Source organism: Nocardia sp. CA-084685 (assembly GCF_050955785.1).
Lineage (GTDB): Bacteria > Actinomycetota > Actinomycetes > Mycobacteriales > Mycobacteriaceae > Nocardia.
In genome coordinates this window covers 1,993,001-2,019,278 of record NZ_CP192094.1, presented here as the reverse complement: position 1 = coordinate 2,019,278, position 26,278 = coordinate 1,993,001, and the positions used below count along the sequence as shown (strand labels likewise).

Sequence of the window (26,278 nt, the reverse complement as noted above, 5' to 3'; positions counted from 1 at the left end):
GTCTTTCTTCAGGACTCAACGTCCAGGACGCACGAGTGCTCACCTACCGGTCGGCTACCACCAAGGAGTTTGCCGGATGGCTCACTCCCCGAACTGATTAGGACGCTTCCCATGTTTCCCGTCGAGCTGCGCGGCACCAGGGCGCAGACGCTCATGTGGGCCAACGAGCACGAAATCGAGCAGGCCGCCCTGCGGCAGCTGCGGAATATCGCGCAACTGCCATGGGTCCACGGCGTCCGTGTCATGCCCGACGTGCACCTCGGCAAGGGCGCGACGGTCGGCTCGGTGATCGCTATGCGCGATGCGGTCGCGCCCGCGGCCGTCGGGGTGGATATCGGCTGCGGCATGGAGAGCGTCAAGACCGATCTCACCGCCGCCGACCTGCCGGACAATCTGCATTCGCTGCGCTCACGCATCGAGGCTGCGGTGCCGGTGGGCTTCCAGGCGCATAAGGATGCGGTCGATGTCGCGAAGCTGGGCGCGCAGTTCGCCGCCTCACATGGCGAACTGGCCAAGCATGTCAGCGGCTGGGGGCGTTTCTGGTCCGAGTTCGGCTCACTGAATCCGGGCGTGCAGGCGCTCGAGTCCAAGGCGCACAAGCAGATCGGCTCACTGGGCTCCGGCAACCATTTCATCGAGGTCTGCCTGGACGAGCACGACTCGGTGTGGATCCTCCTGCACTCCGGTAGCCGCAATATCGGCAAGGAACTCGCCGAACGGCATATAACCGTCGGGCGCGCACTGCCGCACAACAAGGACCTGCCCGATCGCGATCTGGCCGTATTTCTTTCCGGGACACCGGAAATGGAAGCCTACCGGCATGATCTGACCTGGGCGCAGGAATACGCCGCACGCAACCGCGCGGTCATGCTGTCGCTGGTATGCGGTGCCGTGCGCGCGGAATTCGCCGGACGCGAGGTGCGTTTCGACGAGCCGATCTCTTGCCACCACAACTATGTGGCAGAGGAGGAGATCGACGGCGTACCGATGCTGGTGACCCGTAAGGGCGCGGTGCGGGCGGGCGCAGGTGATCTGGCGTTGATTCCGGGTTCGATGGGCACGCGCTCATATGTGGTGCGCGGCAAGGGAAATCCGGCCTCGTTCCAGTCCGCATCGCACGGTGCCGGTCGGCGGATGAGCCGGAATGCGGCGAAGCGGCAGTTCACCGTCGCGGATCTGATCGCGCAGACCGAGGGCGTGGAATCGCGCAAGGATGCGGGTGTGGTCGACGAGATCCCGGCCGCGTACAAGGACATCGACGAGGTCATCGCCGCGCAGAGTGATCTGGTGGATATCGTCGCGACCTTGCGTCAGGTGCTGTGTGTGAAAGGGTGAGACGCGGCCGAATTGCGGTGAGCACCACCGTAATTCGGCATGTACGTAGTCAGCGCCGCCGCATCGTGCCCGCGACGCCCGCACCGAGTAGCAGTACGCCGAGGATGAAGGGGAAACCGCTGGTCACCCAGGTGATCAGCGCTTGTCGCATCTCATCGGACAACAGCGGTAGGTCGTCGTGAATGAATCGCCAGGTGTCATCCGGGAACAGGAAATACACGAACCCCGGAACCACACCCCAGACCAGTCCGGCCAGCACCGTGCCGGCCGGTGAGTACGCGGCGAGGGCCGCCACCAGGAGTAGCAACAGCGCTCCGCCGACGATCTGGAATGTCGATCCGGCCCGATTCGCCGCGGACCCGAGGATGACCCACTGCCGGGTATCCAGCGCCGCGTGCGCGGCGAGTCCGATCCCGACCGGCGTCACCACCAGGCCGACCAGAATGCCGAAAACGGTGCGCCCGAATCCACCGGTACTGCGGAATTGGGCGCCGGGCGGAGACCAACCCGGCGGCGGATCGTAGTTGGTCATCGCTACCTCCTGCGGGGTCCCACGGTGCGGAGCAATCGTCTCACCCGATTGCCCGTTGCCCAGCGATATTTCGCCTTTTCGGCCGCGTTGCCCGCAGGTGTCACCGGTGAGCTGTATGCCCACGGCTATCACGGGCGTTTCGCCGCGACGTCGGAACGGTTTCGTCGCGCATCCGTGCGGTGCGCCGATTTGGCGGCGCTGGAGGTCTACCGGGAGAGCCTTTCGTCGAACGGATGCCGCGCGGCACGGCCGTTGCTGTCGATGTCGGTGGCATCAGGCACGATGGAGCCCATGACCACCGCGGCCGGTACTTCAGCGATCGACCTCACCGCACCCGACCTGCGGGAACGGGCCGAGGAGCTGCTGCGCGACCTGGCCGGACCGCAGTCGAAACTGCGTGAGGACCAGTGGACGGCGATCGAGGCGCTGATCGTGCAGCGCCGCCGGGCGCTGGTGGTGCAGCGCACCGGTTGGGGTAAGTCGGCGGTGTATTTCATCGCGGCCAAGTTGCTGCGGCGGGCGGGGCGCGGGCCGACGGTCATCGTGTCGCCGCTGCTGGCGCTCATGCGTAACCAGGTCGCGGCCGCAGAACGGGCGGGGGTCATCGCGGCGACCATCAACTCCGGCAATGTCACCGAGTGGGATGAGATCCACGATCGGGTGGCCGCGGGGGCGGTGGATGTGCTGCTGGTCAGTCCGGAGCGGCTGAACAATCCCGACTTCCGCGATCAGGTATTGCCCAAACTCGCTGCCGACGCCGGACTGGTCGTGATCGACGAGGCGCACTGCGTCTCGGATTGGGGTCATGACTTCCGGCCCGATTACCGCCGCATCCGCACCCTGATCGCTGATCTCGGCTCCGATGTGCCGGTGCTGGCCACTACCGCGACCGCCAACGATCGAGTGGTCACCGATGTCGCCACCCAGATCGGGACGGATACTGCGTCCACCCACCCCGCCGACTCCGTCGGCCTGCCGCCCCCGCTAGTGCTGCGCGGCACGCTGGATCGCGAATCACTGCACCTGTCGGTGGTGCGCTTCGACGACGCGGTCGAGCGCACCGCCTGGCTCAGCGGACACCTCGACAAGCTGACCGGTTCCGGCATCGTCTACACCCTCACCGTCGCCGCCGCGCACGATCTCGCCGATGTGCTGAACTCGCACGGGCACAATGTCGCCGCCTATACGGGACAGACCGATACCGCCGAACGCGAGGCGCTGGAGGCGGCGCTGCTGAACAACGAGGTGAAGGCGCTCATCGCGACCTCGGCGCTCGGCATGGGGTTCGACAAACCCGATCTTGGTTTCGTCGTGCACGTCGGCGCACCGTCCTCCCCCATCGCCTACTACCAGCAGGTGGGTCGCGCCGGGCGCGGCACCGAGCGTGCCGAAGTGGTGCTGCTGCCGGGGCCGGAGGACACCAGGATCTGGAGTTACTTCGCCTCCGTGGCTTTTCCGCGCGAGCACATCGTGCGCTCGGTGCTCGACGCACTGGATTTCGACCGGGCCATATCCACCGTCGCGCTGGAGCCCTTGGTGGAGCTGAACCGCTCGCGACTGGAAATGGTGCTCAAGGTGCTCGATGTGGACGGTGCGGTGCGGCGGGTCCGCGGCGGCTGGATCGCCACCGGACAGCCGTGGGTCTATGACACCGAACGCTATGAACGTCTCGCCGCGGCCCGCGAGGTCGAACAGCAGGCGATGATCGACTATCAGCGCACCACCGGTTGCCGGATGCAGTTCCTGCGCCGCCAACTCGATGATCCCGGCTTGCCCGCGCTCGAGGCCAACGCCCCCGGCTGCGGCCGCTGCGACAACTGCACCGGCACCTATCTCGATACCACCATCGATTCCTCGGCCATTGCCGCGACTCGCGCCCGACTAGACCGTCCAGGCCTCGATCTCACCCCGCGCAAGCAGTGGCCAACCGGAATGGCCAAACTCGGAATTCCGTTGTCCGGCAAGATCACCAACGGTGCCGAGACCGGACGTGCGCTCGGTCGCCTCACCGATCTCGGCTGGGGTCAGCGCCTGCGCGCGCTGCTGGACGCCCCCGATGATCCGGTTGCGGATGCGGTCTTCGACGCCTGTATCGCGGTGCTGCGCGAATGGAATTGGACGACCCGCCCGACCGCGGTGATGGCCCTGGAATCGCAGCGATACCCGGTGCTCACCGCCAGCCTCGCCGCCCGCCTCGCCGAGGTCGGCCGACTGCGTGACCTCGGTACCCTGCAACTGCGTCCGGATCGGCCGCCGGTCTCCGCGGCGAACTCGGCCCATCGCGTGGCCGGATTGTTCGACTCCTGGCTGATTCCGGATCTCGGTTCGCTGGACGGTCCGATCCTGCTCGTCGACGCGCTCGCCGATACCGGCTGGACGTTGACTGTGGCCGCTCATGCGCTGCGCAACGCGGGCGCCCCAGCGGTGCTGCCGTTCGCACTGGCCACGCAGACCTAGACTCACGTCCGATATTTTCCGCTCTGTGGTTGGTGTTGAAAGCACCGGATTACCAGCGGTGTGTGATCTCGCGCGGATCTGCCCCGCGCCCTCGGTCACTGAAGACCTTGGCGAAGCCGCTGCCGTTTACCGCTCCACAATTAACAAAATGGCAAATATATAGCTAACTCACGTTTCGGACCGGAATCGTCGGTCACGATATGTCCATGTACTCGAACCTGCCCGCAAAAAGGCTGCTAGAAGAGGTCAAAGCGCGGTACGGCTCCGCCGAGGCATTCTTCGAATCCTTGGACAACCAGCGCATCGACCCGATGGCCGACACCATCGAGCTACCACCTATGCCGGAACTGCGCCGGCCCGACTGAGCCTGCGTCGGTGCTCACCGGACGCGCCCTATTGACGCGCGTCCGGCAGCCGAAGCGTCGGCGGGTCCGGCTCGATGCGCTTGGTGTCGCTCAGTCGGTCGTCCGGCGGTATCGGCCTGCGCGGCTCGCGGACGCCCGCGGCGCCGCCGCCGGGCTCCCCCGGACCCGGGCCACCACCCGCGGGCACCGCACCCCGACCGAATAGTCGACGAATCGCCTGCATCAGCTTGGTCATCATCTCGCCAGTGTGCGCCCCCTCGCCCCGGATGGCATCGGTGTTCACAACCGGCGAAGCCGCGAAGCCGCGGGTCAGCGAGTCGCGGCGAGCAATTCGATGATCTCGGCGGTGCTGCCGGTTTCGCCGAGGCGCGGGAAGATCTTGCTGATGCTGTGCTGGTGAGCCTCGGCATCGGAGTCGGTCATGGCGTCGGTGGCCAGGGTGACGTGATAGCCGTGTTCGTGGGCGGCGCGGGCGGTGGATTCGACGCCGATGCTGGTGGCGATTCCGGCGAGCACGATCTGAGTTATGCCGCGTCGGCGCAGTTGCAGATCGAGGTCGGTGCCGTAGAACGCGCCCCAATTGCGCTTGGTGACGTGGATATCCTCCGGATGGCCGGTGATCTCGTCCACGATCCGGTCCCAGCCTTCGGGCGGACGTGCGCCAGGAAACGGAAATTCGTTTCGCCCCTTCGCTTGATCAGCACCATCGGGCGCGAACGAAACGCGAACGAGTACGACCGACAAATCGTGCTCTCGGAACGCGTGAGCGAGTGCGGCGGAATTCTCGACCACCGCGGCGGCCGAATGCGGTTGGCGCGGTGCGGAAACGATGCCGTGCTGAAGGTCGATGACGACCAGGGCCGTGCGTTCGTCGAGCGTGGTAACCGGCATGGGCAACCCTTCTGAGCTGAATTACGTTGAGGATGGTGCGCCGCTACGCCTCGGTATACCGCCCGCAAGCGTGCCACGTGCGATCCGCTACGGCCAGCCTCGATTTACCCGCGAATCTCGGGATACCCGCGCCGGAACCACCGAGCCGTTATCGTCGGACAGGTGGCCAGTAAGTCCGCGTCACCCGCTGTCGAACTCGATGTCGGCGATCGCACCGTCCGCATCTCCAACCCGGACCGGATCTATTTCCCGGAGTCCGGTGCGACCAAGCTCGACCTGGTGCAGTACTACCTGAGTGTCGGAGACGGCATCGTCCGCGCGCTGCGGGACCGGCCGTGCATGTTGCATCGGTTCCCCAAGGGGCTCGCGGGTGACAAGGTGCATCAGAAGCGGCTGCCCGCCGGCGCGCCGGACTGGATTCCCACGGTGCGCGTCTTCTTTCCGCGCTACGGCCGACATGCGGACGAACTCTGCGTGGCCGAGTTGGCCGATGTCATCTGGGCGGTGCAGATGTCCACGGTCGAGTTCCATCCGTGGAACTCGCGCCGCGATGACACCGAGCGACCCGACGAATGGCGCATCGATCTGGATCCGATGCCGGATTGCCCGTGGTCACGGGTGCAGCGAGTCGCGGGCGTCGCGCATGAGGTGCTCGACGAGTTGGGCGCGGTCGGCTGGCCGAAAACCTCCGGCGGCAAGGGTTTACACATGTATGTACGCATCGCCCCGGAGTGGGGTTTCACCGACGTGCGCCGGGCGGCACTGGCCTTCGCACAGGAGGTCGAGCGCCGCGCACCCGACGATGTGACCACCACCTGGTGGCGCAAGGACCGCGATCCGAAAATGCTGTTCGTCGACTACAACCAGAACGCCCGCGACCACACCATCGCCGCCGCCTATTCGGTCCGCGGTGTCCCGGAGGCGACGGTCTCCACGCCCATCGGCTGGGATGAAATACCCGACGTCGACCCGCGCGACTTCACCATGAAAACGGTCCCCGCCCGCTTCGCCGAATTCGGCGATCTGCACGAGGGCATCGACGAGGCGGTGTTTCGCATCGACCAACTGCTGGAGTGGGCCGATCGCGACAATCTGGACGTCGACCTCGACGAGGACTGACACAGACATATCCCTGCGCGAGATCGGGGTGCGCGGGACGGACGGGCACCGGGTGTTACGGTTCGCTAAGGAGTCAGCCGCAGGCGCCGTGCCAGTGGTTTTGCCCGCGACAGGAGGTCGTTATGTGCGCCGCGGAGGTTCCAGTTCCGGTCGCGATCGGGCCGACGACGCCCGTCCCGACGCTGCTGCGCAAAGCCGTCGTCGAGGGTGGCGCGACCGTCGCGGATCTGACCCAGGCCAGAGCATTGATCTGGGCGGGCGGGCCCGGTGAATTCCCGGACGAGTTGCCAGCGTCCATCGAATGGGTGCAGCTGCCCGCGGCCGGCGTCGAGGACTGGTTCACCGCGGGCATTCTCGCTCGGCATCCGGAGGTTCGATTCACTTCCGCCGCAGGCGCTTTCGCGGCGAGCGTGGCCGAGCACGCGCTGATGCTGCTGCTCGCCGGGGTCCGATATCTGCCGGAACATCTGCGGGCTGGCAGTTGGCGACAGCACGATTTCTTCCCACACGTCGGCACACTGCATGGCAAGACGGTGACCATTGTCGGTGCGGGCGGGATCGGGCGCGCCCTGATTCCCATGCTCGTTCCGCTCGGCGCGCACATCATCGCCATCAACCGCTCCGGCCGCCCGGTAACCGGCCCAGGGATTCCGGACACCGTCGAGACTCTTCCGGCCGACCAGCTCGCCCGCATCTGGCCGCGCACTGATCACGTAGTGATCGCCGCACCCGCGACGCCCGAGACGAAACACCTGGTCGGCGCCGAGGAACTGGCCCGGTTGAAGCCGTCGTCGTGGGTGATCAATGTGGCGCGCGGTAGTCTCATCGATACCGACGCGCTGGTGGGCGCACTTGCCTCCGGTGCGATCGGCGGCGCGGGTCTCGATGTCACCGATCCCGAACCGCTGCCGGACGGCCACCCGCTCTGGGTACTGCCGAATGCCATTGTCACACCGCATGATTCGAATCCGCCGCAGCTGCGGCTCGCGGCTTTCGCGGACCATGTGGGGGCGAATGTGCAGCGCTTCACCGCCGGACGCGCTCTGCTCGCGCCGATCGATACCGAGCGGGGTTACTGACCACTCGGGACCGGAGCGGACCGGTGTCGGCTCCGGCGACGAGCACTGGTGAGCCGCACCCCGGATCGTCCAACTGGGCGATGACGTGCGGGTGGAAGCCTCGAAGTTCTCGGCCGACTCCTTACCCGCGTACGATGCCGACGGCTGATCGGTCTCGACCATAGCCGTTCGGGATCGGTCTGCCCTTGAACACGTTCGTGAACGGGATTCCGGCCCCGCTGATCCCAGCTCGCTGCCGCAACGGTGCGGGGCGAAACGTCATGCCCCCAGTGCGCCCTTCATGTGGAGTTTCAGGAGGCAACGGCCATACACCGAAACTGACTGCTGCAAATGTGCCATTGACAACTGGCACATTCATGCCTGACTCTTAGCTCATGACAAGGTCAACGAGGACCTCGGTCCCCGGCATTCCGACGGTGCCCTCGGCACGGTCCAGACTCACTGCCGCGGCATGCGAGATCGGACTGCGGCCGCTGAACAATGCGGTACCCATGAACGCACCGGGAGTCTGGTTCGCACGCAAGCTGATCGCGACGATCATGGCCACGGCGGGTCCGACGCCGCGTGGCACATCCGTCGTCCAGATCCGGTCCGGAGCCGTCCGCGGCGAATGGGTCCGCGCACCCGGCGTGGATTTCGGACAGCGCGCCATCTATTACATCCACGGCAGCGGCTACGTCCTCTGCTCGGCTCGCACCCATCGCGGCCTTGCCGCACAACTGTCCAGGAAGACCGGACTGCCGGTCTTCCTCACCGACTACCGGCTCGCGCCGGAGCATCGGTTTCCGGCCGCCGCCGACGATGTCGAGGCTGGATACCGCTGGCTGCTCGACCGGGGGTTCACCGCACAAGACCTGGTGATCGCCTGCGATTCGGCGGGTGGGCATCTGGCGCTGGATCTGCTGATCGAGAACGACTGCCACACCCGGCCGCAACCCGCGGCCGTCGCGATGTTCTCCCCGCTGATCGATCTCACCTTCGGTTTGGCTGCCGAACAGGAACAGCGGCAACGAGATCCGGTCATCTCCGCCCGCGCCGCCAGCCGACTTCCTTATGCCTACACCCGCGGCCTGCCCACCGACGCACCGCGCCTGCGGCTCCGCGTTCCGCCGGGTATGACCATGCCGCCGCTGCTGATCCAGGCGGGCGGCGCGGAAATGCTCACTGCCGACGCTCGACATCTGCACGCGATGGTGCGCGACGCGGGCAGCGACTGCACGGTCGAGATCTGGCCGGGCCAGGTGCACGTCTTCCAGGCGCTGCCGCTGCTGGTGCCCGAGGCGGATAAGGCCCTGGATCGGGCCGCCGAATTCCTGCGTACCGCATTGGTTTCCCAGACCGTCGCTAAGAAGGTGAGCTGACATGTTCGGACTGGAAAGACTCATTCCGATCGGGATCCGACCGCGGCGCAGCCATGGCGCCCGCGCGGTGGTGACCGGTGCGGGCAGTGGCATCGGCCGAGCGTTCGCACTCGAAATCGCCGAGCGGGGCGGACAGGTGATCTGCGCCGATATCGATGAGTCCCGCGCCGATGAGACCGTCGCCCTCATCGAGCGCAATCATCCCGGCGCCGCGCATGCCTTCCGCTGCGATGTTTCGCAGCGTGAAGACGTGGAAGTCCTTGCGCGCTTTGCCGAATCGCTCTTCGAACGTCCGGTCACGCTGTTGGTCAACAATGCCGGTGTCGGCATCGGCGGAAAGCCGGTCGGCGAAATCGGATTCGACGACTGGGAGTGGGCGCTCGGCATCAACCTGTGGGGTGTGGTGCAAGGATGCGAGATCTTCGCACCGCAACTGCGCGCCGCCTGCGGTGGCGGGAGTGACGGGCCAGGAGGCGGTAGCTCGCGTAACCACGCAGGGCCCCGCCCCCATCACCACAGCGGCGGGATCATCAATGTCGCCTCGGCGGCTGCCTTCGCCGCCGCACCATCAATGGCGGTCTACAACGCGTCCAAGGCCGCGGTGCTGTCGCTTTCGGAGACCATGGCCGCCGAGATGAGCGGCACCGGAGTCGCCGTAACGGTCCTGTGTCCGACCTTCGTCAAGACCAATGTGGCTCGCGACGGCCGCATTACACCGCAATCGGCCCGATTGGCCGACACCCTCATGCGCCTGACCGGATTCTCCCCCGACAGCGTCGCGCGTACCACCCTCGACGCTCACGACCGCGGCCAACTGTATGTACTGCCGCAACTGGACGCGCACCTCATCTGGCGGCTCAAGCGCTACTTCCCCGCCCAGTACACCTACGCCCTCGGGCTCCTGGATCGGCTACTGCCACAGGAGAACCCGATCACCACGGACCGCTCCTCGGTCTCCGACAAGACGGGAGTCTGATCATGGCCAACACTATGGATTTCGACGATATGCTCCGCAAGATCAAGGACCGGCAGTGGGCGCTGGCCGATATCGACTGGGATGCGCCCGGCGCGGAAACGATTCCGCCGGATTTACACGCCAAACTCAAACCGTTCATGGCCGATCTGATGTGGATCGAGAATGTCGGTGCCCGCGGCTTCGCCGCCATGGCGAAGAAGGCGCCGACCGAAACGCTGCGCGAGATCTACCGCTACTTTCATGCCGAGGAGCAGAAGCACGCCAATGCCGAACTCGCGCTGATGCGGCGCTGGGGCATGCTCGACGGTGACGAAATTCCGCAGCCGAATGTCAACGTCAAGCTGGTCATCGACTTCCTGGACCAGTACTCCGACGATATGTCGCTGTCCTTCCTCGGCACGGTGATTCCGATGCTGGAGGTGGCGCTGGACGGCGCGCTGATCAAGTTCATCATGGACGAGATCGAGGATCCGATCTGCCAGGAGGCCTTCAAGAAGATCAATGCCGACGAATCCCGGCATCTAGCCGTGGATTTCGCGGTAATGGATCTGCTCGGGCACGCACAGATGCGCAAGCTGCTCATCGATCTGGTCGGCGGGTGGGCCAAGCCGACATTCATCATCGGCGTGCTGAGCTACGTGCCGCTACTGAACAAGATGCGCGACAACATCGTCGAAATGGGCGTCGACGAGGAGAAGTTGTACGCGGCGCTGAAGCGCTACGCGAATGTCGGCGAGCGCAGTGAATTCGCGCGCAGACTGCCGATGTATCAGATCGTCAAGATGCACGGCGGCTGGGTGATCAACCGCGGTCACCCCTATCACCTGCTGGCCGACGCACTCGTCAAGATCACCGCGCGAGTGCCGAAGCGGCTGCTGCGCCCGCAGCCGACCTGGTCCAAGGAACTCACCTACGAGCCAGCGGCATGACGAAGGAAGCCATGAAGACGTTGGATGTCGCCATTATCGGCGGCGGATTCGCCGGTATCGGCGCCGCGATTCGCCTGAAACAAAAGGGAATCGGTGATTTCGCGATCTTCGAACGCGGCACCGCGATCGGCGGAACCTGGCGCGACAACACCTATCCCGGTGCGGCGTGCGATATTCCGTCGCGGCTGTACTCCTACAGTTTCGCACCGAACCCGAATTGGTCGCACACCTACTCGGGCAGTAGGGAAATTCTCGGCTATATCGAGTCGATGGCCGCGGAGTTCGGACTGCACAAGCACTTTCGCTTCGGTCACAACGTCACCGGGATCGTGCTCGACGAGGACACCGGAGCCTGGAACATCACGATCGAAGACCGCGCGGAGGTCATCCGCGCCAGAGCGGTGGTGTTGGCCTCCGGCCCCTTGGCGAATGTGAGTCTGCCGAACATCCCCGGCGTCGAGGACTACCGAGGGCACAAGATTCACAGTGCCCGTTGGGATCACGACTACGACTTCACCGGTAAGAAGGTCGCGGTCATCGGTACCGGAGCCAGTGCGGTGCAGATCATTCCAGAACTCGTGGAGAAGGCGGCCTCGGTCAAGGTGTTCCAGCGGACACCGGGATGGGTACTGCCCCGGGTCAATCGGCGCACCACCCCGCTGACCAAACAGCTCTACCGCAGGGTGCCCGCCGCCGAGTCCCTCTCGCGCTCGGCCTGGTTCTACGGACATGAATCCGTCGCGCTCGGTGTGGTCTGGAATACCCCGCTGACCAGGGTGGTCGAACTGGTCGGACGGGCTCAACTGCGCAGGCAGGTCAAGGATCCGTGGCTGCGCCGCCAGCTCACCCCGGACTTCCGCGCCGGATGCAAGCGCCTGCTGATGACCGACGATTACTATCCGGCGCTGCAGCGCGAGAATTGCACACTGATCACCTGGCCGATCGCCCGCATCGCCGAACACGGCATCCGGACCGCGGAAGGTATCGAGCACCAAGCCGATTGCATCGTCTTCGCCACCGGATTCGATGTCTCCAAGACCGGCACGCCCATCCCGGTCGTCGGCCGTGACGGGCGGGTACTCGCCGAGGAGTGGCGCCGCGGCGCCTATGCCTACAAGAGCATCGCGGTATCCGGCTACCCGAATCTGTTCTTCACCTTCGGGCCGAATTCGGGGCCGGGACACAATTCGGCGCTGGTGTACATGGAAGCCCAGATCGACTATCTGGTCAGCGCGATCGGCACCATCCTGGACCGGAATCTGCGCATGCTCGATGTGCGCCGGGACCGGCAGGACCGCTACAACGCGGCGATCCAGCGGCGCCTCGGCAGCACCACCTGGAATTCCGGTTGCCGCAGTTGGTATCTCACCGAGGACGGTTTCAATGCGACCATGTATCCGGGTTTCGCCACCCAATACGTGGGCCAGCTGCGAACGGTGAACCTCGATGACTACCACGTCATACCCGCCGCGTGCACGACGAAGTCGCGGATCGCGGCGGTTTCCTAGGTGACAGGCACCGGTGACCGGGACGTTAGACTCGCCTCGACCGTATTTCGGCCGCCGGTGCAGCAGGCCCTAGTCGCTATGGGAGGTGATATCGGTGCCGGAGTACCGGATCGATGATCTCGCCCGCGCCGCGGGCACCACGAGCCGGAATGTGCGCGCCTACCAGGAACGGGGGCTGCTACCGCCCCCGATCGGCAAAGACGGGCGCGCCAGCATCTACGACGATTCGCATCTGGAGCGACTGCGACTCATCGACGCACTATTGCAGCGCGGCTTCACCACCGCCCATATCGCCGATTTCATCACCAGCTGGGAAACCGGCAAGGACCTCACCGAGGTGCTCGGTCTACAACACGCGGTGACGGCCACCTGGGCCAAGGACGAAACCTTCGAGGTGCCCCGCGAACTGATCGGGACGATTCTCGGCACCGATACCGACGAACTCGTCGACCGGCTCGCGCAGATGAAGCTGGTGCGAATCGAGGGCGATACCGTCGCCTTCACTGATACCGCACTGCTCACCTCATTCGCCGAATTGCACGAATACGGCCTGGAACTGCGCACGCTCATCGAGATCTATGCCAAAGTGGCCGACCATATCGATGACATCACCCACATCATGATCACGGCCGCCAAACAGCACATCGTCGACGAACACGGGCCGGGCTGGATGCCCGAGACCAGCAGCGAAATCGCCGACACCACAACGATGCTCAACAAAATGCGCGAGCTGGCCGTCGCCTCGGTGCACGCCACCCTGGCCCGGTCGCTCGATGTCACGCTGCGGCGCGAGTTGGGCGATTACCTCGCCACCGCCGCGGAGCGCGAACGCGGACGTACCGGTTCATTGCCCGACGTGCCTTGACCGCCAGCGAAATTCGCTGGGAGCACGTTGATTTCGGGGATTCACGCCGCCGATTGTCCGGCCTCGGGCCGACCGAGCGTTTCGGCTCGACAGGCACGGTGCTCCGGGCAAAGATAGGCTAATCCGGGCCGGATGAACGCCGGGTCCAGCCGCTGTGCGAACGTCAAGTTTTCGCGACGCCAGCAGTCGCCGCATACCACTGTGTTCATGTGGCACCTCATTCCGCTCACGGGACGTGTCACCAAGGATTCCCATTTCCGGCGGAATCAACGCTGTATCAGCCCATGGCAACACAACCGTTACTTCGGATCCGCGTTCTTGCCAGCTGTCGCACGACCTCCCGCCCCGCTCCGGGTGTACGACTTCTACACGTTCCTGGGCGCACGTGGCAGCGCATCATGTTTCCGGACACGACCCCTTGACCTGGAGCGCACTCCAAGGATTACGTTCGCTGTCATGGACGAACGCATCGCACTCGCCAACCATGTCGCTCTGGTCACCGGCGGATCCCGAGGCATCGGTCGAGGCATCGCGCAGGCACTTGCCCGCGCTGGGGCGGCGGTTGCCGTCAACTATCGCAATCGACAGGACGAGGCAGCCGCAACGGTTGCCGATATCGAACGGGCCGGGGGCAGAGCGATCGCCGTGCGGGCGGACGTTGCCGTGCGGGCGGAGGTGGAGGCGATGGCCGCGCAGGTCGGGTCCGAGCTCGGCCCCATCGACGTGCTGGTGAACAACGCGGGTATCGCCACGATCCGCGGGGTGGACGACATCACCGAAGAGGACTTCGACCAGACGCTGGCGGTCAATTTGAAGTCGGCGTTCCTGTGCACCCAGGCAGTAGTCCCCGGGATGCGCGAGCGAGGCTGGGGACGGATTGTGAACGTCTCGTCCGTGGCGGCTCGCGGTGCGGGCTCCATCGGTGTGCATTACAACGCGTCCAAAGCGGGTCTGGAGGGGCTGACGCGTGGCTACGCCGCACGCCTTGCCGCGGACGGGATCACGGTCAATGCTGTCGCACCTGGACTCATCGACACGGAAATGGCTGCGCCACTGAAGGAATCGGGGGTCGCAGACCGTCTGCCCGTTGGCCGCATCGGCACACCCGACGAGATCGGTCATGCGGTCCTCATGATGATCGGCAACGGTTTCCTCACCGGGCAAACGGTAGCTGTCAACGGCGGGGGTAGCTTCCTCTGATTCTTGGATCTTGCGGTCGCGCGCGACTCTGTCGACACTGGTTCGGTCCGAGTTTCGCGAGTGCAGGAGCCAACATGGCCATCACAGCTGTTCGTCGTATCTCGTCCGGGTTCGCGGTTCTCGCCGCAGTCGTCGCATTGGGAGGCGGGTCGTTGCTGACCTCCGGCGCCGCCGCCGGCGCACCCGGGGATGTCACCACCACGGTGACGCTATCCGGGCAGGCGGCCACCGGATGCACGGCGCAGGTGAAGGCGACTGTGGCAGGGAGTTCCGCGCTCGGGCTCGGGAATTACATTCCGCCGGTGGAGTTCTGGGATGACGCAACGTTTCTCGGCAGTGTCACACCGACGGTGAACAAGGCAACGCCGTCCAACGGTCCCTCGTTGACCGCGCACATCGATTGGAAGCCCGCGACGACCGGCAATCACACGGTGCGGGCAAAGTATGTGGGTGGCAATTACACGCCGGAGTCGGAGGGCTCGGTTGTCCTGCGTGTCGGTACAGGCGTCGATCTCGGGTCAGCCTGCTTGCCGATCGGCTGAACTCTGCCGCAGGCGTTCGCTTATGTCAGAGCGAGCGCCTGCACGATCAACGCTATGTAGAGCGTCAGGATGAACAAGACGGCCGGAAGCACCGGATAGTCCGGCTTGCTGCCGCGCACGAACTTCACCGCACCCCAAATGGGAAGCAGTAGCAGCGCCAACGGAATCCATGCGACGCCCGCCGTGTACGTCCACGGCTGGACGAGGGCGATATCGGTGGCTGTGGCGATGGCGGCGCACAGCAGTCCGAAAGCGGTGCTGCCGGTCGCGCCGAGGGCATTGGAGTAGAAGTGTTCGTCGGTGCGCGGCATGCGAGATGTCTTGCGGGCGAATTCGAACTGCAGGAATGCGCCGGCGAAGATCAGAGCGACGGCCGTGGTCTTCCAGGTGGCGCGGACTTCGCCCGTATCGGCGGCAGAGAGGACGACATAGGCAGTGACCAGGAGTTGAACCGGATAGGTGAGCGCCAGATTCGCCAGAATATTGGTTCGGATGGTCGCCGATAGGCGCTCGAGACCCCACAGCGCCAGGCCGTAGGCGAGGACGGCGGCGATCAAGAGCGCGGAGAGTACCGAGAGCGTCAGGCTGGCGGCGAGCGCACCGATGGCGATCACGGCCATGGCGGCACGCAGTTCGGTGGCCGAGATCGCGCCGGTGACCAGGGGGCGGTCCGGGTTGTGCACGCGGTCGTAATCGAGGTCCTTCTGCTCGTCGACCATGCGCAGATACAGCAGGACGAACGCGACGACGACGATGCGCACAACCGTGGAACCGGTCGGATGCCACGCCGAATCCGGTTGTGACACCAGGGCTGCGGTACCTTCCAAGGCCAGCACCCAGAGCACGCCGTACAGAACGTAATGCGGCTTGTACATGACCGCGGTGAAGCGCCCGATGCGAACGACGGACGCAAGGACACCCGAGGACGGGGTGCCAGCGACCTCGCTCACCCTTGCGTCCACCGATCCCACATGGTCACCTCGGCGGCGGGCGTGCGCCGCAGCCCCGGCCCCCGGGTGCCGGGGAGCAGATGCGCGACCGGCAGCATGGCGACCTGAGTGACCTGCTCGAACGGAATCCGCAGCAGGTCGGCGATGTCACGCTCGTAGGCCAGATGCGCGGTGGTCATGGTCGAGCCGAGCCCACGTTCGTGCAGGGCAAGCATGAAGTTCCACACCGCCGGATAGATCGAGCCGTAGAAACTGGCCAGCAGCAGCGGCGACGCATTCGCGGGCGGGCGACCGAGAGAGCACACGATGACCAGCGCAGGCACCTCGTGTAGATGCGCCGCGAGGTGCTGCCCGGAGGCCAGATCACCGAGTTGGTCCGGACGGGGCGTGCGCGCGGAGAGGTAAGCGGCGAAGCCCTTTCGGTAGTACTCGGCGATCTGCTGTCTGGTCGCCGGATCCTCGACGACCAGGAAGCGCCACGGCTGACGATTGGTGCCGCTCGGCGCGTGCACCGCGATATCCAGACAGTCCAGCACATCCTGGCGCGCGACCGGACGGGTCGGGTCGAGGCGGCGGCGAAAGGCGCGGGTGGTGGTCAGCAGATCGGTGCCCGAGAACTCCTCGCCCATCAGACTCCTTCGGTATCGGCCTCGGAAACCAGTGCGTCCTCGGCGAATTCGAGATCTATTCGAGCGGCCACGGCGTCGGCCTGGTGTATCTCGCAATGGATCACGGTACTGCCCGCGCCCGCGTCGGTGATCTCGGCGATGCATTCCACGGGCAGATCCAGCTCGACGAATCGGTCGAAAGTACTTGCCACACATTCGAGTTGGGGCAGATCACGGACAACCATCGACAATGCCGTCTGACGGCAGGCCTCGATGAGCAGGCTGCCGGGCACATGGTCGAGCTGGTGGTCGAACAGGAAGGGATGGCCGAGATCGGGTACGAGACGTGCCCGTGCGATCCGGCCGTCGCGCACCGGCGGGCCGATCACCACGTTGCGCCAGTTCTCCCGGCCGACCGCGGCGGGTGCGGCGCGTTCGGTGAGTGCGGAGGCACCACGAAATACACCGAGGCCCAGGCTGTCCCGGAATCCGCTGCGCAGTGCCGACCACTGTCGCGCGGTCACCCAGGAGAAGGAACCATCGACCGTCAGCATCGGTTCGCCGTCGGATTCGATCTCGAGCACCATATCGAGGCCGTGCAGCACGCCACCGCGCTGGTGGCGCTGTGGCACTCGCACATGCATTACCAGATCGGCGGGTGCGGTGCGCACCTCCCAGGCGGCGGTGTCGGATCCGGTGCCGTTGAAAGTGCGGACCACGAAGGCCATTTCGTTCGGCACACCGTAGAATTTGTGCGTCGAAGCGATGGCTGCCTGCCGGGCCGCTTCCATGACCACCAGCGGATCATGGCGCACCGCAAGCGATCCGGCGTGGTCGCCGTAATACGCATGCATCCTGGGTAGTTGAGCTCCGGCGACGAAGGTGTGCTCACCCACGGCGTCCAATGAGGTGACGAATACCTCCGAGACCGCGCATCGGTGTGCGAGTTCCCGGGAAATCGTGCGGGTATGGCTCGCCGTCTGTACGGCGGCCGCATCTGTGGTCACGTTCGACCCTCCAACCATTCTTCGGCGGACACCGGAGGCAACGTCTGCGACGCGGCGCCGGTCCGCATGGGAAGTACATGGGATCCGAGTACGATCGCCGACCACGGATCCAGCTCGCGACCATCGGCCCAGGCCTGATACAGCAACTGCGCGCAGTCCGCATCCGAGGCCGGATCGAAGCCGGGTGGCGCCGTCCTACCGCCCCGTGCCGAATCGTGGAGCACTCGGTCGAGCGCGTCCGCCCGATCGAAGCTGCGCACGGGTGTGCGCGCGTAGAGTTCCTCGGCGATCGCGGCCGCGTCCGAGGTGCGGTCCGCACCGGTGCAGGCCTGTGCGATCACCGTTGCCCGGCTCCATTCGTCCAGGTAGATGGCGAGTTCACGTAGTACGTCGGCGGGATCGTCGGGCGAATGCACCAGGTTGAGCAGGTAGTTGTGGCGGCCGAGCAGATACCGCAGTTCACCAGGGCGGCGCTTGCGCGGATCGGTGGCGCCCTTCGCCTCGGTCAGCCGCACCGGTACGGGCAGTTCACCGTCGGGGGCATGCACGACCAGTACCAGCACATCCGAGATCGCGACCAGCAGGTCGGCCAAGCGGCGGCGTTCGGGCGAGGCGATATTCCACGCGAAATACCACAGTGCGCGAGCCAGATGCCGGTCCACCGGAACGCGAAATGCGCTCACAACGCGAAAACCATTGTCGGCCAACCAATTCAGTGTCGGCTCGACAGAACGCGCGACAATCGCGTCCGGCTTGAGTAGTAACAGCGAATGCTCCCTGGCGAATTTTGCCGTGTCGACACCGAGTCGATCGAGCTGGTCCACCGATTCCTGGACGTAGGTGTCGGCAACGTAGGCGTCGACCTTGTGCCGCGACGGCGTCAACGCGCTCAGCAATTCCCGCAACGACTCACTCACGGGGCGGCTCCGTCGAAGTCGTTGCTTGCCAGGACTTCCGCTATCGAAGGCAGCGGCATGCCCAGATATCCCGATTCCAGGCAGTAGTCCAGCAGCACCCGCAGATACTCCTTGCCGCTGGCCGGAGACGGCTTACCGAGCAATACGTCGGCGCGGGTGGTGTCGAATACCAACCGCCGCCGGAAATAGCTGGTGTAAAGGGAGCCGATGCGACGGTAGTACTCCCGCTCGATCGGCTCGAGATCGTCCTCGACGAAGGTCGTCTCCGGCACGAAGGTGGCGACCTCGAAGGACGGATATTCGGCCAGCACATCGGAGACCTCGCGCAGCGAAAGAGTGTCGCGACCGAGTGCGTGCAGCGTGCGATTCTGCGCGGAGTCGAAATCCAATACTGCCGCGGCGATTACATCGGCGACATGGTCGACCGGCGCCAGCGAAAGCGTCGCGTCGTAGCGGCCGGGCAGCGCACGCAACTTGCCCTCGACCATGAGTTTCACGACGGTGTAGAGGTTCTTGTACTCCCGGATCGTGCCGGTATCACTGGCTCCGGTCACGATGCCGGGACGGACGATCGCCCACGGCAGGCCGTGCTCCCCCGCCGCGCGCACCAGCTTTTCGGCGCGAAACTTGCTGTCCTCGTAGCCATTTCCGAAGGTTTGACCGGCATCGAGTTCGTCCTCGGCGATAGTGCCGCCGCGCATACCGCACACATACGCGGTGCTGACATGCACCAGCGGCACCTCCCACTCGCGTGCGAGTGCGATGGCATTCGCGGTGCCGACCACATTGAGTTCGTCATAGTCCGCGGCCGATGCGTCGAATGCCGTTGTCGCCGCGCAGTGCACGATGATGCCGACCCGCTCGGCAAGGTCTTCGGTATCGCGCTCGGAGAGGCCGAATCCGGGCACACGCACGTCACCCGCGACGGCCGTACCCGGCTCGATCAGCGTGCCATCATTGCGCACGATGGTCGAATTGCTGTGCAGCACAGCGGCAACCGGCCGACTCGCGGCGGCGAGTCTGGCCACGACCTCGGCGCCGACCAATCCGGCCGCGCCGGTCACCAGCACGGTATCGCCGGAGCTCATAGTGACACCTCGCCAGCGGCCGAACTACCCGCGACCAGGGCGATCACCGCATCGACCCGGCGCACGCCCACCAATTCCTCGGGCCGGTAGCGCGGCAGTTCGAAGGCCCGCTCCAGGACCACGGTGAGTTCCATCAGCCGCAGTGAATCGAAGCCGAGATCCTCCACGAGGCGATGCTCGTCGGATAATTCCGCGGGCGGTTGCGGCGCCATGGCCAGGACGATCCGGCGCACCTTGTCGGCAGTCATGACGACTCTCCTTCCCGCAGATGTGGTTGTTGGCCACCGGAGGTCAGCAGATCGCGCGCCTCGTCCAAGGGCAGGTCGGTATTCAGATACCCGGCGATGCGCAGCCAGTCGTAACCGATCGCCAATGTGCGCCGCCACTGCTCACGCGAATCGAAGGACGCCGGGAATCCTGTTGTCGTCTCCGCCCCCGCCGCGACCCATCGAACCCGTGTGACGAAATCGTCCAGCACCGCGAGACCCGCGAGAGTATCTCCGCCCGTCCCGATTATCTCGGAGAAACGGACCCGCCGTGCCGATTCCAACTGCGTCAGCAGTTCTGCACGACGCATGGCGTGGCTCGGCAACATCCGCCGCAGGGTCTGTGCGGGCGCGACATCGGCGGGCAGCGGGTGAATCCCGAATGCGGACAACAGGACACGGACCGCCATGGCGATGAGCCGGTGTGCGGCGATATCGGCGACCGCGCCCTGAGAGTTCTTGACCGCACCCGCCAGGTCCTCCCTGGCGTTCTCCAGGACGACATTCGACCACACCAGATTCAGGGCACATTCGGTGAATCTGATTGCGGGTAATGGTGACAGCGTCGCGATCACATCGTCGCGGGCGGCACCGGTCAGGCCGAGAGCGGGTGCGGCCGCGTAGGGCACCGGGGTGTACGGCTCGACCGCCTTGCACATAGCCAACGCGGGTTCGATGCGTTCCCCGCCGCGCCACTGCAATCCGACCAGACCGAGTCCGAGGAACTCGAGCAGATCCTCGGCGATGTCGTGTTCGGCGCGGCCGAGCACATCGCGCAACGAATGCCGGAACACCACCGAACGCCAGGCACGAGCAGCGCTGTCCGAGAGCGCGAAGACGTCGCGGTCGTCCCGGATCACGTGGATGCGGCCGCCGATCGTCCAGGTGGTGACTGCTGGTCGGCGAGCGAACAGGATCTGGTGCGGGTCATCGGCGATCTCGGGCACACCGAGCGCCGTCGCCAGCTCCCAGACCTGTTCCCATGCGAACTCGGTCGGGTTGGTGAGGTCGTGGTAGCGGTCGATGAGCGCGTCGGCTCCGATGCGGTCGAGCTGGTGCGGCAGCCACTTTGTTTCCAGATAGCTTTCGCCCTTGCGGGCCGCCCAGCCCTTCATCGCCTGGAGCAGACCGTCGCGGGCCCACTCGGCGGCCTCGACCTCGGCGTGCAGGGTCCGCAGCGCGATCGCGTAGCGCAGCGCCTGCGTCGCGCGCCGGGTCCACCAGTCGGCTACCAGGGCGGTGAATTGCGAATGCGGCAGCAGCGCACGTAATTCCGCGACATTCGGTTCCCCAGCCTGTACTACGGTCGCGCGCAGGAATCGCTGACACCGGTTCAGCAGATCCTCGTCGATCTTGTCCGAGCCCGTCGCCGCCAGCTCCAGCTGATTGCGCAGCTGCGCCGCCGACCTAGTCCGCACCTCGACGCGCCGACCATCAATGAACAGCACCGTCGGCAGTGTCGGCAACTCCTCGTCGCCGGGTGCGACAACCAGGAAATCGATATCGGATCCGGCATTGCCGAAACCCTCCGCCAACGAACCCTCGAACAGCACAGTCGAATCGCGCGGTACCGCAACGCTTTCCAATGCGCGATCGAGCAACTGTCGCACTCGTTCGGCAGGCAGGGCAGGCTCGGGTACCGCATCGTCGGTTGCCGGGCTGGCCGTGTCCGCGGTGTCCTCGGGCGCGTGCACCACCGCGCCAGCCAACGCACCGTCCACGAACAGCTGCCACATATGCCGACGCCGCGGCTTACCACTCGAGGTGCGGCGGATTATGCCGCGCGGGCCGGTCACAATGTGCACCGTCTGCGCGGGCCCGAGTTCACCGCGAATGATCCTGCGCGCCTCGGCAATCCAGTCGCCCGGTGCGGATTCGGCGAACAGTGCGATGCCCTGGGCACCGGCCTCGGTGATCGCGACGGCGGCGAGTTTGCCCTTGGTGATCCGGGTTTCCTGGGCCACGCGGGATTCGATGTCCTCCATGAACACCGACCGGCCGCGGACCTTCAGGCTCGACCCCATCCGGCCGAGTACGAAAACCTCACCGTTGTGAAGGAATCCGGCATCGCCGGTGAACAGCACTCGCTCGACGATCCGCGTCGATGAACCCGTGTCGGGCTCGCCGGAGTAGCCCAGCGCGACCGAATCCCCGACGACGATCATCTCACCGAGGGTGCCATCGGGCAGCTCCCGGCCGTCTTCATCGACCACACGCACGGTCGATTCCGGCGTCGAATAGCCGAGTCCGGTGATCCACCCGGAGCCTTCGACACGATGGGCGTCATCCAGCAATTCCTCGGCCAGGATCGTAATCGGTTGACCGAAACGCAGATTCGGATTATCCAACCGCAGGGCCGTGATGGGCCGGTTCCGGGCGGAGGAGGTCACCATCAGCGTGGCCTCGGCCAGACCATAGGCGAGGGTGTACGCATTGGCCGAAAAGCCTTGTCGGCCAGCGAGTCCCGCGAAGGATTGGAGATCGGCCACCTCGACCGGCTCGGAACCGACGGCAAGCGTGCGCCAGCCGGACAGATTCAGATCCGCGATCTCCTCCGGTGCGACGCGGTGGGCCACATAACCGAGCGCGAACGACGGCGATGGCGTGTGTTGTGCGTGCGACATGGCCCGCAGCCAGCGTGCCGGATCGCGAACGAACTGGTCCGGGCGCATCAGATACAGCTCGCCCTGATTGGTCACCGTGGTGAGGAATGCGCCGACCAGGCCCATATCGTGGTAGAGCGGCAGCCAGGAGACCATGGTTTCGCCGTGCCGCCAGTCGATCAGCGCCGAGATCATCGCGATGTTATTGGCCAGGTTGTGCCAGCTGACCCGCACCCCGCGCGGCGTGCCGGTGGATCCGGAGGTGAATTGCAGCAGCGCGCATTCGTCGGGCTCGCCGAACTCGCGCTCCACCGGTGCGGGACCGAGATTCGCGGCATCGATCACCAGCGGCTCATCGGTGCGCCCAGCCGCCTCCGCCGCTTTGCGCACCAACTGCTCGAACTCGGTCGAGGTCACTACCAGTCGCGGTTGGGCCTGCTCCAGTATGGCCGCGATATGGGCGATGATCTGGTCGAGGTCGCCGAACATCGGCGGCGCGACCGGGGTGAAGACGCCACCGCAGACCCACACGGCGTAAAATGCGGCGGCGCAGGGGAATCCGGTCGGCATGATCACACATGCGCCATCGCCGCTGCCCATACCGTGTTCGCGCATGCGCGCCGCGATCGTCCAGCTCAGCTCCGCGAGATCGTGATAGCTGCGGTATTCCCAGCCGTCGGCCTCGTCGGCCAGGTGGATCCCGGTGTCTAGCGCCGGATCGGCCAGCCAATTACGTACTGCGGCAACGTCTTTATCCGGCTTCATCCCGCAGCTCTCCTCCCGACAGCACGGTCACGGTACCGTTCGTGCCATCGACCCGTATTCCCATACCGGAACGTATCTTCTTGGTCAGGTCCTTCACTTGGACCACCGTCGGAACTCCCAACTCCCGTGCCACGATCGCGACATGGGTGAGGGGGCTGCCGCGCTCGATCACCAGCGCCGATGCCGAGGGCAGCGCGGCCACCCAACCCGGATCGGTGCGGTATGCCACCAGAATGCCGCCTGCCACGTCGCGTGGCTCGTCGACGACCACCGCGGTGCCCTCGACGACTCCGGACGCCGACGGCGTGCCGGGCAGGACGGTGCCGACGGTCGCGGCCGGGGTATCGGTGACCGGCACCCAACCTTGACGCACGAGTTCAGCACGCCCGAATGTCGGCCCCGAGGTGACGAAGCGGGCCGGAGCTACCAACTCGGCGTCCCTGGCGCGCTGGGCTTTCCGTGCGGCGACCAGATCACGTAGGCCATCGGTGTCCTCGCCCTCGTAGCAGCCGCGCAACTCCTGGACCGTCAATGCGAAGACATCGTCGAATTCGTCGATGACGCCGCGCGCGACCAGATCCCGGCCCATAACCCGGATCATCCGCTTGACCATGCCGAAGGCCCTGGTGCGGCAGAACCGCAGCCGCTCCCGATGCGCGGCGCACCGATTCACCTTGCCGCGCAGGCGCTCATAGATTCGGCGGCGCAAGCCGCGCAGGTTGGCGTCGAGATATTCGTCGGCCTCCGCACCGCGGCTGTGCTGCGCGGCCTCGCCGACGCGACCGATCGCGCTGCGCAGCATGATGAACAGGCTCGCGGGATCCTCGCGCAGATCCGGGGTTTCCAGCTTCAGCTCGTCCAGGCTGCGGTAGCCGTAGCGATCGATGTAATCCTCGATTCGGACGAGGAATTCGGCGCGATCATTGATGGCGTCGTAAATCTTGTCCGGCGCAGTCGAATTGATCAATGAGACCAACTCGGGATCCTCGCGAACGAACCGTGCGAGGTCGGTCATGGCGCGGGCCGGTTCGGCCGATTCGACATCCGCGCCGGGGCCGACGACTGCGTACAAGAACCACTCCGGAGCCTTCGGCAGCAGCAGTTTGGTGAGCAGATACATCAGACCGGTGCAGGTCAACAGGATTGCGTCCAGGACCATCAGCGGGCCCCAGCGCTCGACCAGATCCCGGTCGACCTTGCGATAGGCCGCGTAAGCCTGTTCGCCGGTCAGCGTCGAGTAGTCGAGTGCGTCGTATTCGTCGTAGACGCGATAGAAGTCGATCATGAAGCGCTCGGCCATATCGTCGATGCCGAACAGCCGCCGCACATAGGTAGCGGTGGTGCCCGCGCGCGACCGCAGCCGCGCCAGTTGCGTGCGGAAGGTGAATGGGCGCAAGGTCTTCGCGATCTCATCGGGCAGCGGTTCGTCGACGCCGAGCGCGGCCTCGAGTACCTTCCGGTTCAACGGATACCCGGGTGCGATGCCCACCATCCGGTACCAGTGCAGCAGGTTGTAGTAGACCCGGCCATGAAAGTAGCCGAGTAGCACCGGAGTCCAGCGATCGGTCTGGCGCAGTTGCGCATCGGGCACCCGCAGCGATTTCGCATAACCGTGGTACACGCGACCGTAGATGTCGGCGGCGGTCGTGTAGGTCAGCGGGGAGGTGATACCGCTGAAGCTCTCGATGATGTTGGAGTTGTCCCAGATTCGCTCTTCGCCGTCGGCGAGCATCTCACCGGCACCGCGCAGTACCGCACCGCGCGCCGCGGCGTCGGTAACCGCGGTGGTGATCGGTCGCGACTGCAGGAACCACAGACCGTCGGCATCGATGGCCCACTCGATGTCCTGTGGCGCACCGAAATCGGCCTCCAGCTTGCGTCCCCACTCCACCAACTCGGCCAGTTCGGCATCGGCGAGCACGGCGCTCTCCCGGCGCTGCTGCTCGACCTCGAGCACCGCGCAGCCCTGCTCCCCAGCGGGCACATAGCTGCGATCCTTGTCCCCCACAGTCGTTTCCAGCACAGTGCCGGAGGATTTGTCGACCACGACCGAATCGGCGTCCACCGCACCCGACACCAGACCCTCGCCGAGTCCGTATACCGCGCTGACGACCAATTCGTCTGCGGCGCCGCTGATCGGGTTCGCGGTGAACATCACCCCGCTGGACCGCGCATCGATAAGACGTTGCAGGACAACGGCTATGGCCGCGGCGCTCGGCTGGCCGTGTGCGAAGGCATAGCGGATGGACCGTTCCGAGAACGCCGACGCCCAGCAGTCGCGCACGCGCGCCGCGACCGCGTCGATACCATTGACATTGAGAAACGAATCGAACTGGCCCGCATAGGACTGACCGGGACCGTCCTCGACGATCGCCGACGACCGGACCGCGACCGAACCTGTGCCGAGACGGCCGTAAGCGTCCGCGATCAGTTCGAAGATCGATTGCGGCAGTGGCGCATCGACGATCGCGGCGCGTAGTTCCGCACCGGCGGCCAGCGCCGAATCGAGGTCGTCCGATGATGTGACCTTCAACACAATAGTCGCCACATCGGCGTCGGTGGCGGTCTCGATAAGGAACCGGTTGAAGACGTCGGTGCCGAGCACCGCCCAGTCGGGGACGCGGAAGCCGCCATTGTGCAATGTGTACAACCCGCGTGCTTTACCCCCGCCTAGCGCGGCAAATGTCGCCGAGTCGGTCCACGGTCCGAGTACCTGCAAGACTTCTCTCCCATCACCCCCGTCCATCGCACCGGAGCAGGCGCTCCGGTACCACAAGGCAGCGCAAACCGAAGGGGCTGTCTGGATATATCCGAGATTCGCTTTCGACGTTAGCCCGCAAACCTTGGGTACTGCTTGGCAAAGACTTGGTTCGAACGCCTCGAGGCACCAGTAAGCTTCGCGATGACGTTCTGGG

Annotated in this window: 23 protein-coding genes; 12 read left to right on the top strand and 11 right to left on the bottom strand. The window is 65.4% G+C overall.

Features of this window, described 5'->3' with window-relative positions; all coding sequences use genetic code 11:
* The first annotated feature begins 111 nt into the window (after window positions 1-111).
* Complete coding sequence (locus ACQP2U_RS08870; RefSeq protein ID WP_433714220.1) at window positions 112-1,335, top strand: RtcB family protein; 1,224 nt, start codon at window positions 112-114, stop codon at window positions 1,333-1,335.
* A 49-nt stretch (window positions 1,336-1,384) separates the two neighbouring features.
* Here ACQP2U_RS08870 and ACQP2U_RS08865 read toward each other — a convergent pair whose 3' ends face one another.
* The gene (locus ACQP2U_RS08865; protein ID WP_433714219.1) at window positions 1,385-1,867 is read right to left on the bottom strand and encodes a hypothetical protein; all 483 of its coding nucleotides are present in this window, start codon (window positions 1,865-1,867) and stop codon (window positions 1,385-1,387) included.
* Between the two features lie 282 nt (window positions 1,868-2,149).
* On the opposite strand from ACQP2U_RS08865, the gene ACQP2U_RS08860 reads away from it, so the two are divergent.
* Both ACQP2U_RS08860 and ACQP2U_RS08855 read left to right on the top strand, forming a co-directional pair.
* Window positions 2,150-4,324: a RecQ family ATP-dependent DNA helicase gene (locus ACQP2U_RS08860; protein ID WP_433716408.1), complete on the top strand. Its 2,175-nt coding sequence runs from the start codon at window positions 2,150-2,152 to the stop codon at window positions 4,322-4,324.
* Between the two features lie 206 nt (window positions 4,325-4,530).
* Window positions 4,531-4,689: a hypothetical protein gene (locus ACQP2U_RS08855; protein ID WP_433714218.1), complete on the top strand. Its 159-nt coding sequence runs from the start codon at window positions 4,531-4,533 to the stop codon at window positions 4,687-4,689.
* Window positions 4,690-4,717: 28 nt separating this feature from the next.
* On the opposite strand, the gene ACQP2U_RS08850 is transcribed toward ACQP2U_RS08855, so the two are convergent.
* Both ACQP2U_RS08850 and ACQP2U_RS08845 read right to left on the bottom strand, forming a co-directional pair.
* On the bottom strand, window positions 4,718-4,927 hold the full coding sequence (locus tag ACQP2U_RS08850; protein WP_397039242.1) for a hypothetical protein: 210 nt from the start codon (window positions 4,925-4,927) through the stop codon (window positions 4,718-4,720).
* A 71-nt stretch (window positions 4,928-4,998) separates the two neighbouring features.
* Window positions 4,999-5,580 carry a hydrolase gene (locus tag ACQP2U_RS08845; protein WP_433714217.1) on the bottom strand — a complete coding sequence of 194 codons (582 nt, stop codon included), beginning with the start codon at window positions 5,578-5,580 and terminating at the stop codon, window positions 4,999-5,001.
* Window positions 5,581-5,742: 162 nt separating this feature from the next.
* On the opposite strand from ACQP2U_RS08845, the gene ligD reads away from it, so the two are divergent.
* From ligD to ACQP2U_RS08800, 9 genes are all read left to right on the top strand, one after another.
* Complete coding sequence (gene ligD / locus ACQP2U_RS08840; RefSeq protein WP_433714216.1) at window positions 5,743-6,699, top strand: non-homologous end-joining DNA ligase; 957 nt, start codon at window positions 5,743-5,745, stop codon at window positions 6,697-6,699.
* Window positions 6,700-6,821: 122 nt separating this feature from the next.
* A complete protein-coding gene (locus ACQP2U_RS08835; RefSeq protein WP_433714215.1) occupies window positions 6,822-7,778 on the top strand; it encodes a D-isomer specific 2-hydroxyacid dehydrogenase family protein in 957 nt (318 codons plus the stop codon).
* Window positions 7,779-8,152: 374 nt separating this feature from the next.
* A complete protein-coding gene (locus ACQP2U_RS08830; RefSeq protein ID WP_433714214.1) occupies window positions 8,153-9,139 on the top strand; it encodes an alpha/beta hydrolase in 987 nt (328 codons plus the stop codon).
* 1 nt (window position 9,140) lies between these two features.
* Window positions 9,141-10,115, top strand: a complete 975-nt coding sequence (locus ACQP2U_RS08825) for an SDR family NAD(P)-dependent oxidoreductase (protein WP_433714213.1) — start codon at window positions 9,141-9,143, stop codon at window positions 10,113-10,115.
* 2 nt (window positions 10,116-10,117) lie between these two features.
* A complete protein-coding gene (locus ACQP2U_RS08820; RefSeq protein WP_433714212.1) occupies window positions 10,118-11,044 on the top strand; it encodes a ferritin-like domain-containing protein in 927 nt (308 codons plus the stop codon).
* Complete coding sequence (locus ACQP2U_RS08815) at window positions 11,041-12,552, top strand: flavin-containing monooxygenase (RefSeq protein WP_433714211.1); 1,512 nt, start codon at window positions 11,041-11,043, stop codon at window positions 12,550-12,552. The genes ACQP2U_RS08820 and ACQP2U_RS08815 overlap by 4 nt, the downstream gene beginning before the upstream one ends.
* 94 nt (window positions 12,553-12,646) lie before the next feature.
* Window positions 12,647-13,417: a MerR family transcriptional regulator gene (locus ACQP2U_RS08810; protein ID WP_397039220.1), complete on the top strand. Its 771-nt coding sequence runs from the start codon at window positions 12,647-12,649 to the stop codon at window positions 13,415-13,417.
* A gap of 456 nt (window positions 13,418-13,873) precedes the next feature.
* Complete coding sequence (locus ACQP2U_RS08805) at window positions 13,874-14,617, top strand: SDR family NAD(P)-dependent oxidoreductase (RefSeq protein WP_433714210.1); 744 nt, start codon at window positions 13,874-13,876, stop codon at window positions 14,615-14,617.
* A gap of 74 nt (window positions 14,618-14,691) precedes the next feature.
* Window positions 14,692-15,159 (top strand): hypothetical protein, encoded by a 468-nt coding sequence (locus ACQP2U_RS08800; RefSeq protein WP_433714209.1) that lies wholly within the window; start codon window positions 14,692-14,694, stop codon window positions 15,157-15,159.
* A 20-nt stretch (window positions 15,160-15,179) separates the two neighbouring features.
* On the opposite strand, the gene ACQP2U_RS08795 is transcribed toward ACQP2U_RS08800, so the two are convergent.
* The 8 genes from ACQP2U_RS08795 to ACQP2U_RS08760 are packed head-to-tail and all read right to left on the bottom strand — an operon-like array spanning window position 15,180 to window position 26,082.
* Window positions 15,180-16,109 carry a hypothetical protein gene (locus ACQP2U_RS08795; protein ID WP_433714208.1) on the bottom strand — a complete coding sequence of 310 codons (930 nt, stop codon included), beginning with the start codon at window positions 16,107-16,109 and terminating at the stop codon, window positions 15,180-15,182.
* Window positions 16,106-16,738, bottom strand: a complete 633-nt coding sequence (locus tag ACQP2U_RS08790) for a nitroreductase family protein (protein WP_433714207.1) — start codon at window positions 16,736-16,738, stop codon at window positions 16,106-16,108. Before ACQP2U_RS08790 ends, ACQP2U_RS08795 begins: the two co-directional genes overlap by 4 nt.
* A complete protein-coding gene (locus tag ACQP2U_RS08785) occupies window positions 16,738-17,724 on the bottom strand; it encodes a ScbA/BarX family gamma-butyrolactone biosynthesis protein (protein WP_433714206.1) in 987 nt (328 codons plus the stop codon). The genes ACQP2U_RS08790 and ACQP2U_RS08785 overlap by 1 nt, the downstream gene beginning before the upstream one ends.
* Entirely contained in the window at window positions 17,721-18,641 is a 921-nt protein-coding gene (locus tag ACQP2U_RS08780) for a nucleoside-diphosphate kinase (protein ID WP_433714205.1), read from the bottom strand. The genes ACQP2U_RS08785 and ACQP2U_RS08780 overlap by 4 nt, the downstream gene beginning before the upstream one ends.
* A complete protein-coding gene (locus ACQP2U_RS08775; protein ID WP_433714204.1) occupies window positions 18,638-19,729 on the bottom strand; it encodes an SDR family oxidoreductase in 1,092 nt (363 codons plus the stop codon). The genes ACQP2U_RS08780 and ACQP2U_RS08775 overlap by 4 nt, the downstream gene beginning before the upstream one ends.
* Window positions 19,726-19,977 (bottom strand): acyl carrier protein, encoded by a 252-nt coding sequence (locus tag ACQP2U_RS08770; protein WP_433714203.1) that lies wholly within the window; start codon window positions 19,975-19,977, stop codon window positions 19,726-19,728. Before ACQP2U_RS08770 ends, ACQP2U_RS08775 begins: the two co-directional genes overlap by 4 nt.
* Entirely contained in the window at window positions 19,974-23,363 is a 3,390-nt protein-coding gene (locus ACQP2U_RS08765) for an AMP-binding protein (protein WP_433714202.1), read from the bottom strand. The genes ACQP2U_RS08770 and ACQP2U_RS08765 overlap by 4 nt, the downstream gene beginning before the upstream one ends.
* Window positions 23,350-26,082 carry a phosphoenolpyruvate synthase gene (locus tag ACQP2U_RS08760; RefSeq protein ID WP_433714201.1) on the bottom strand — a complete coding sequence of 911 codons (2,733 nt, stop codon included), beginning with the start codon at window positions 26,080-26,082 and terminating at the stop codon, window positions 23,350-23,352. The genes ACQP2U_RS08765 and ACQP2U_RS08760 overlap by 14 nt, the downstream gene beginning before the upstream one ends.
* Window positions 26,083-26,278: the final 196 nt, after the last annotated feature.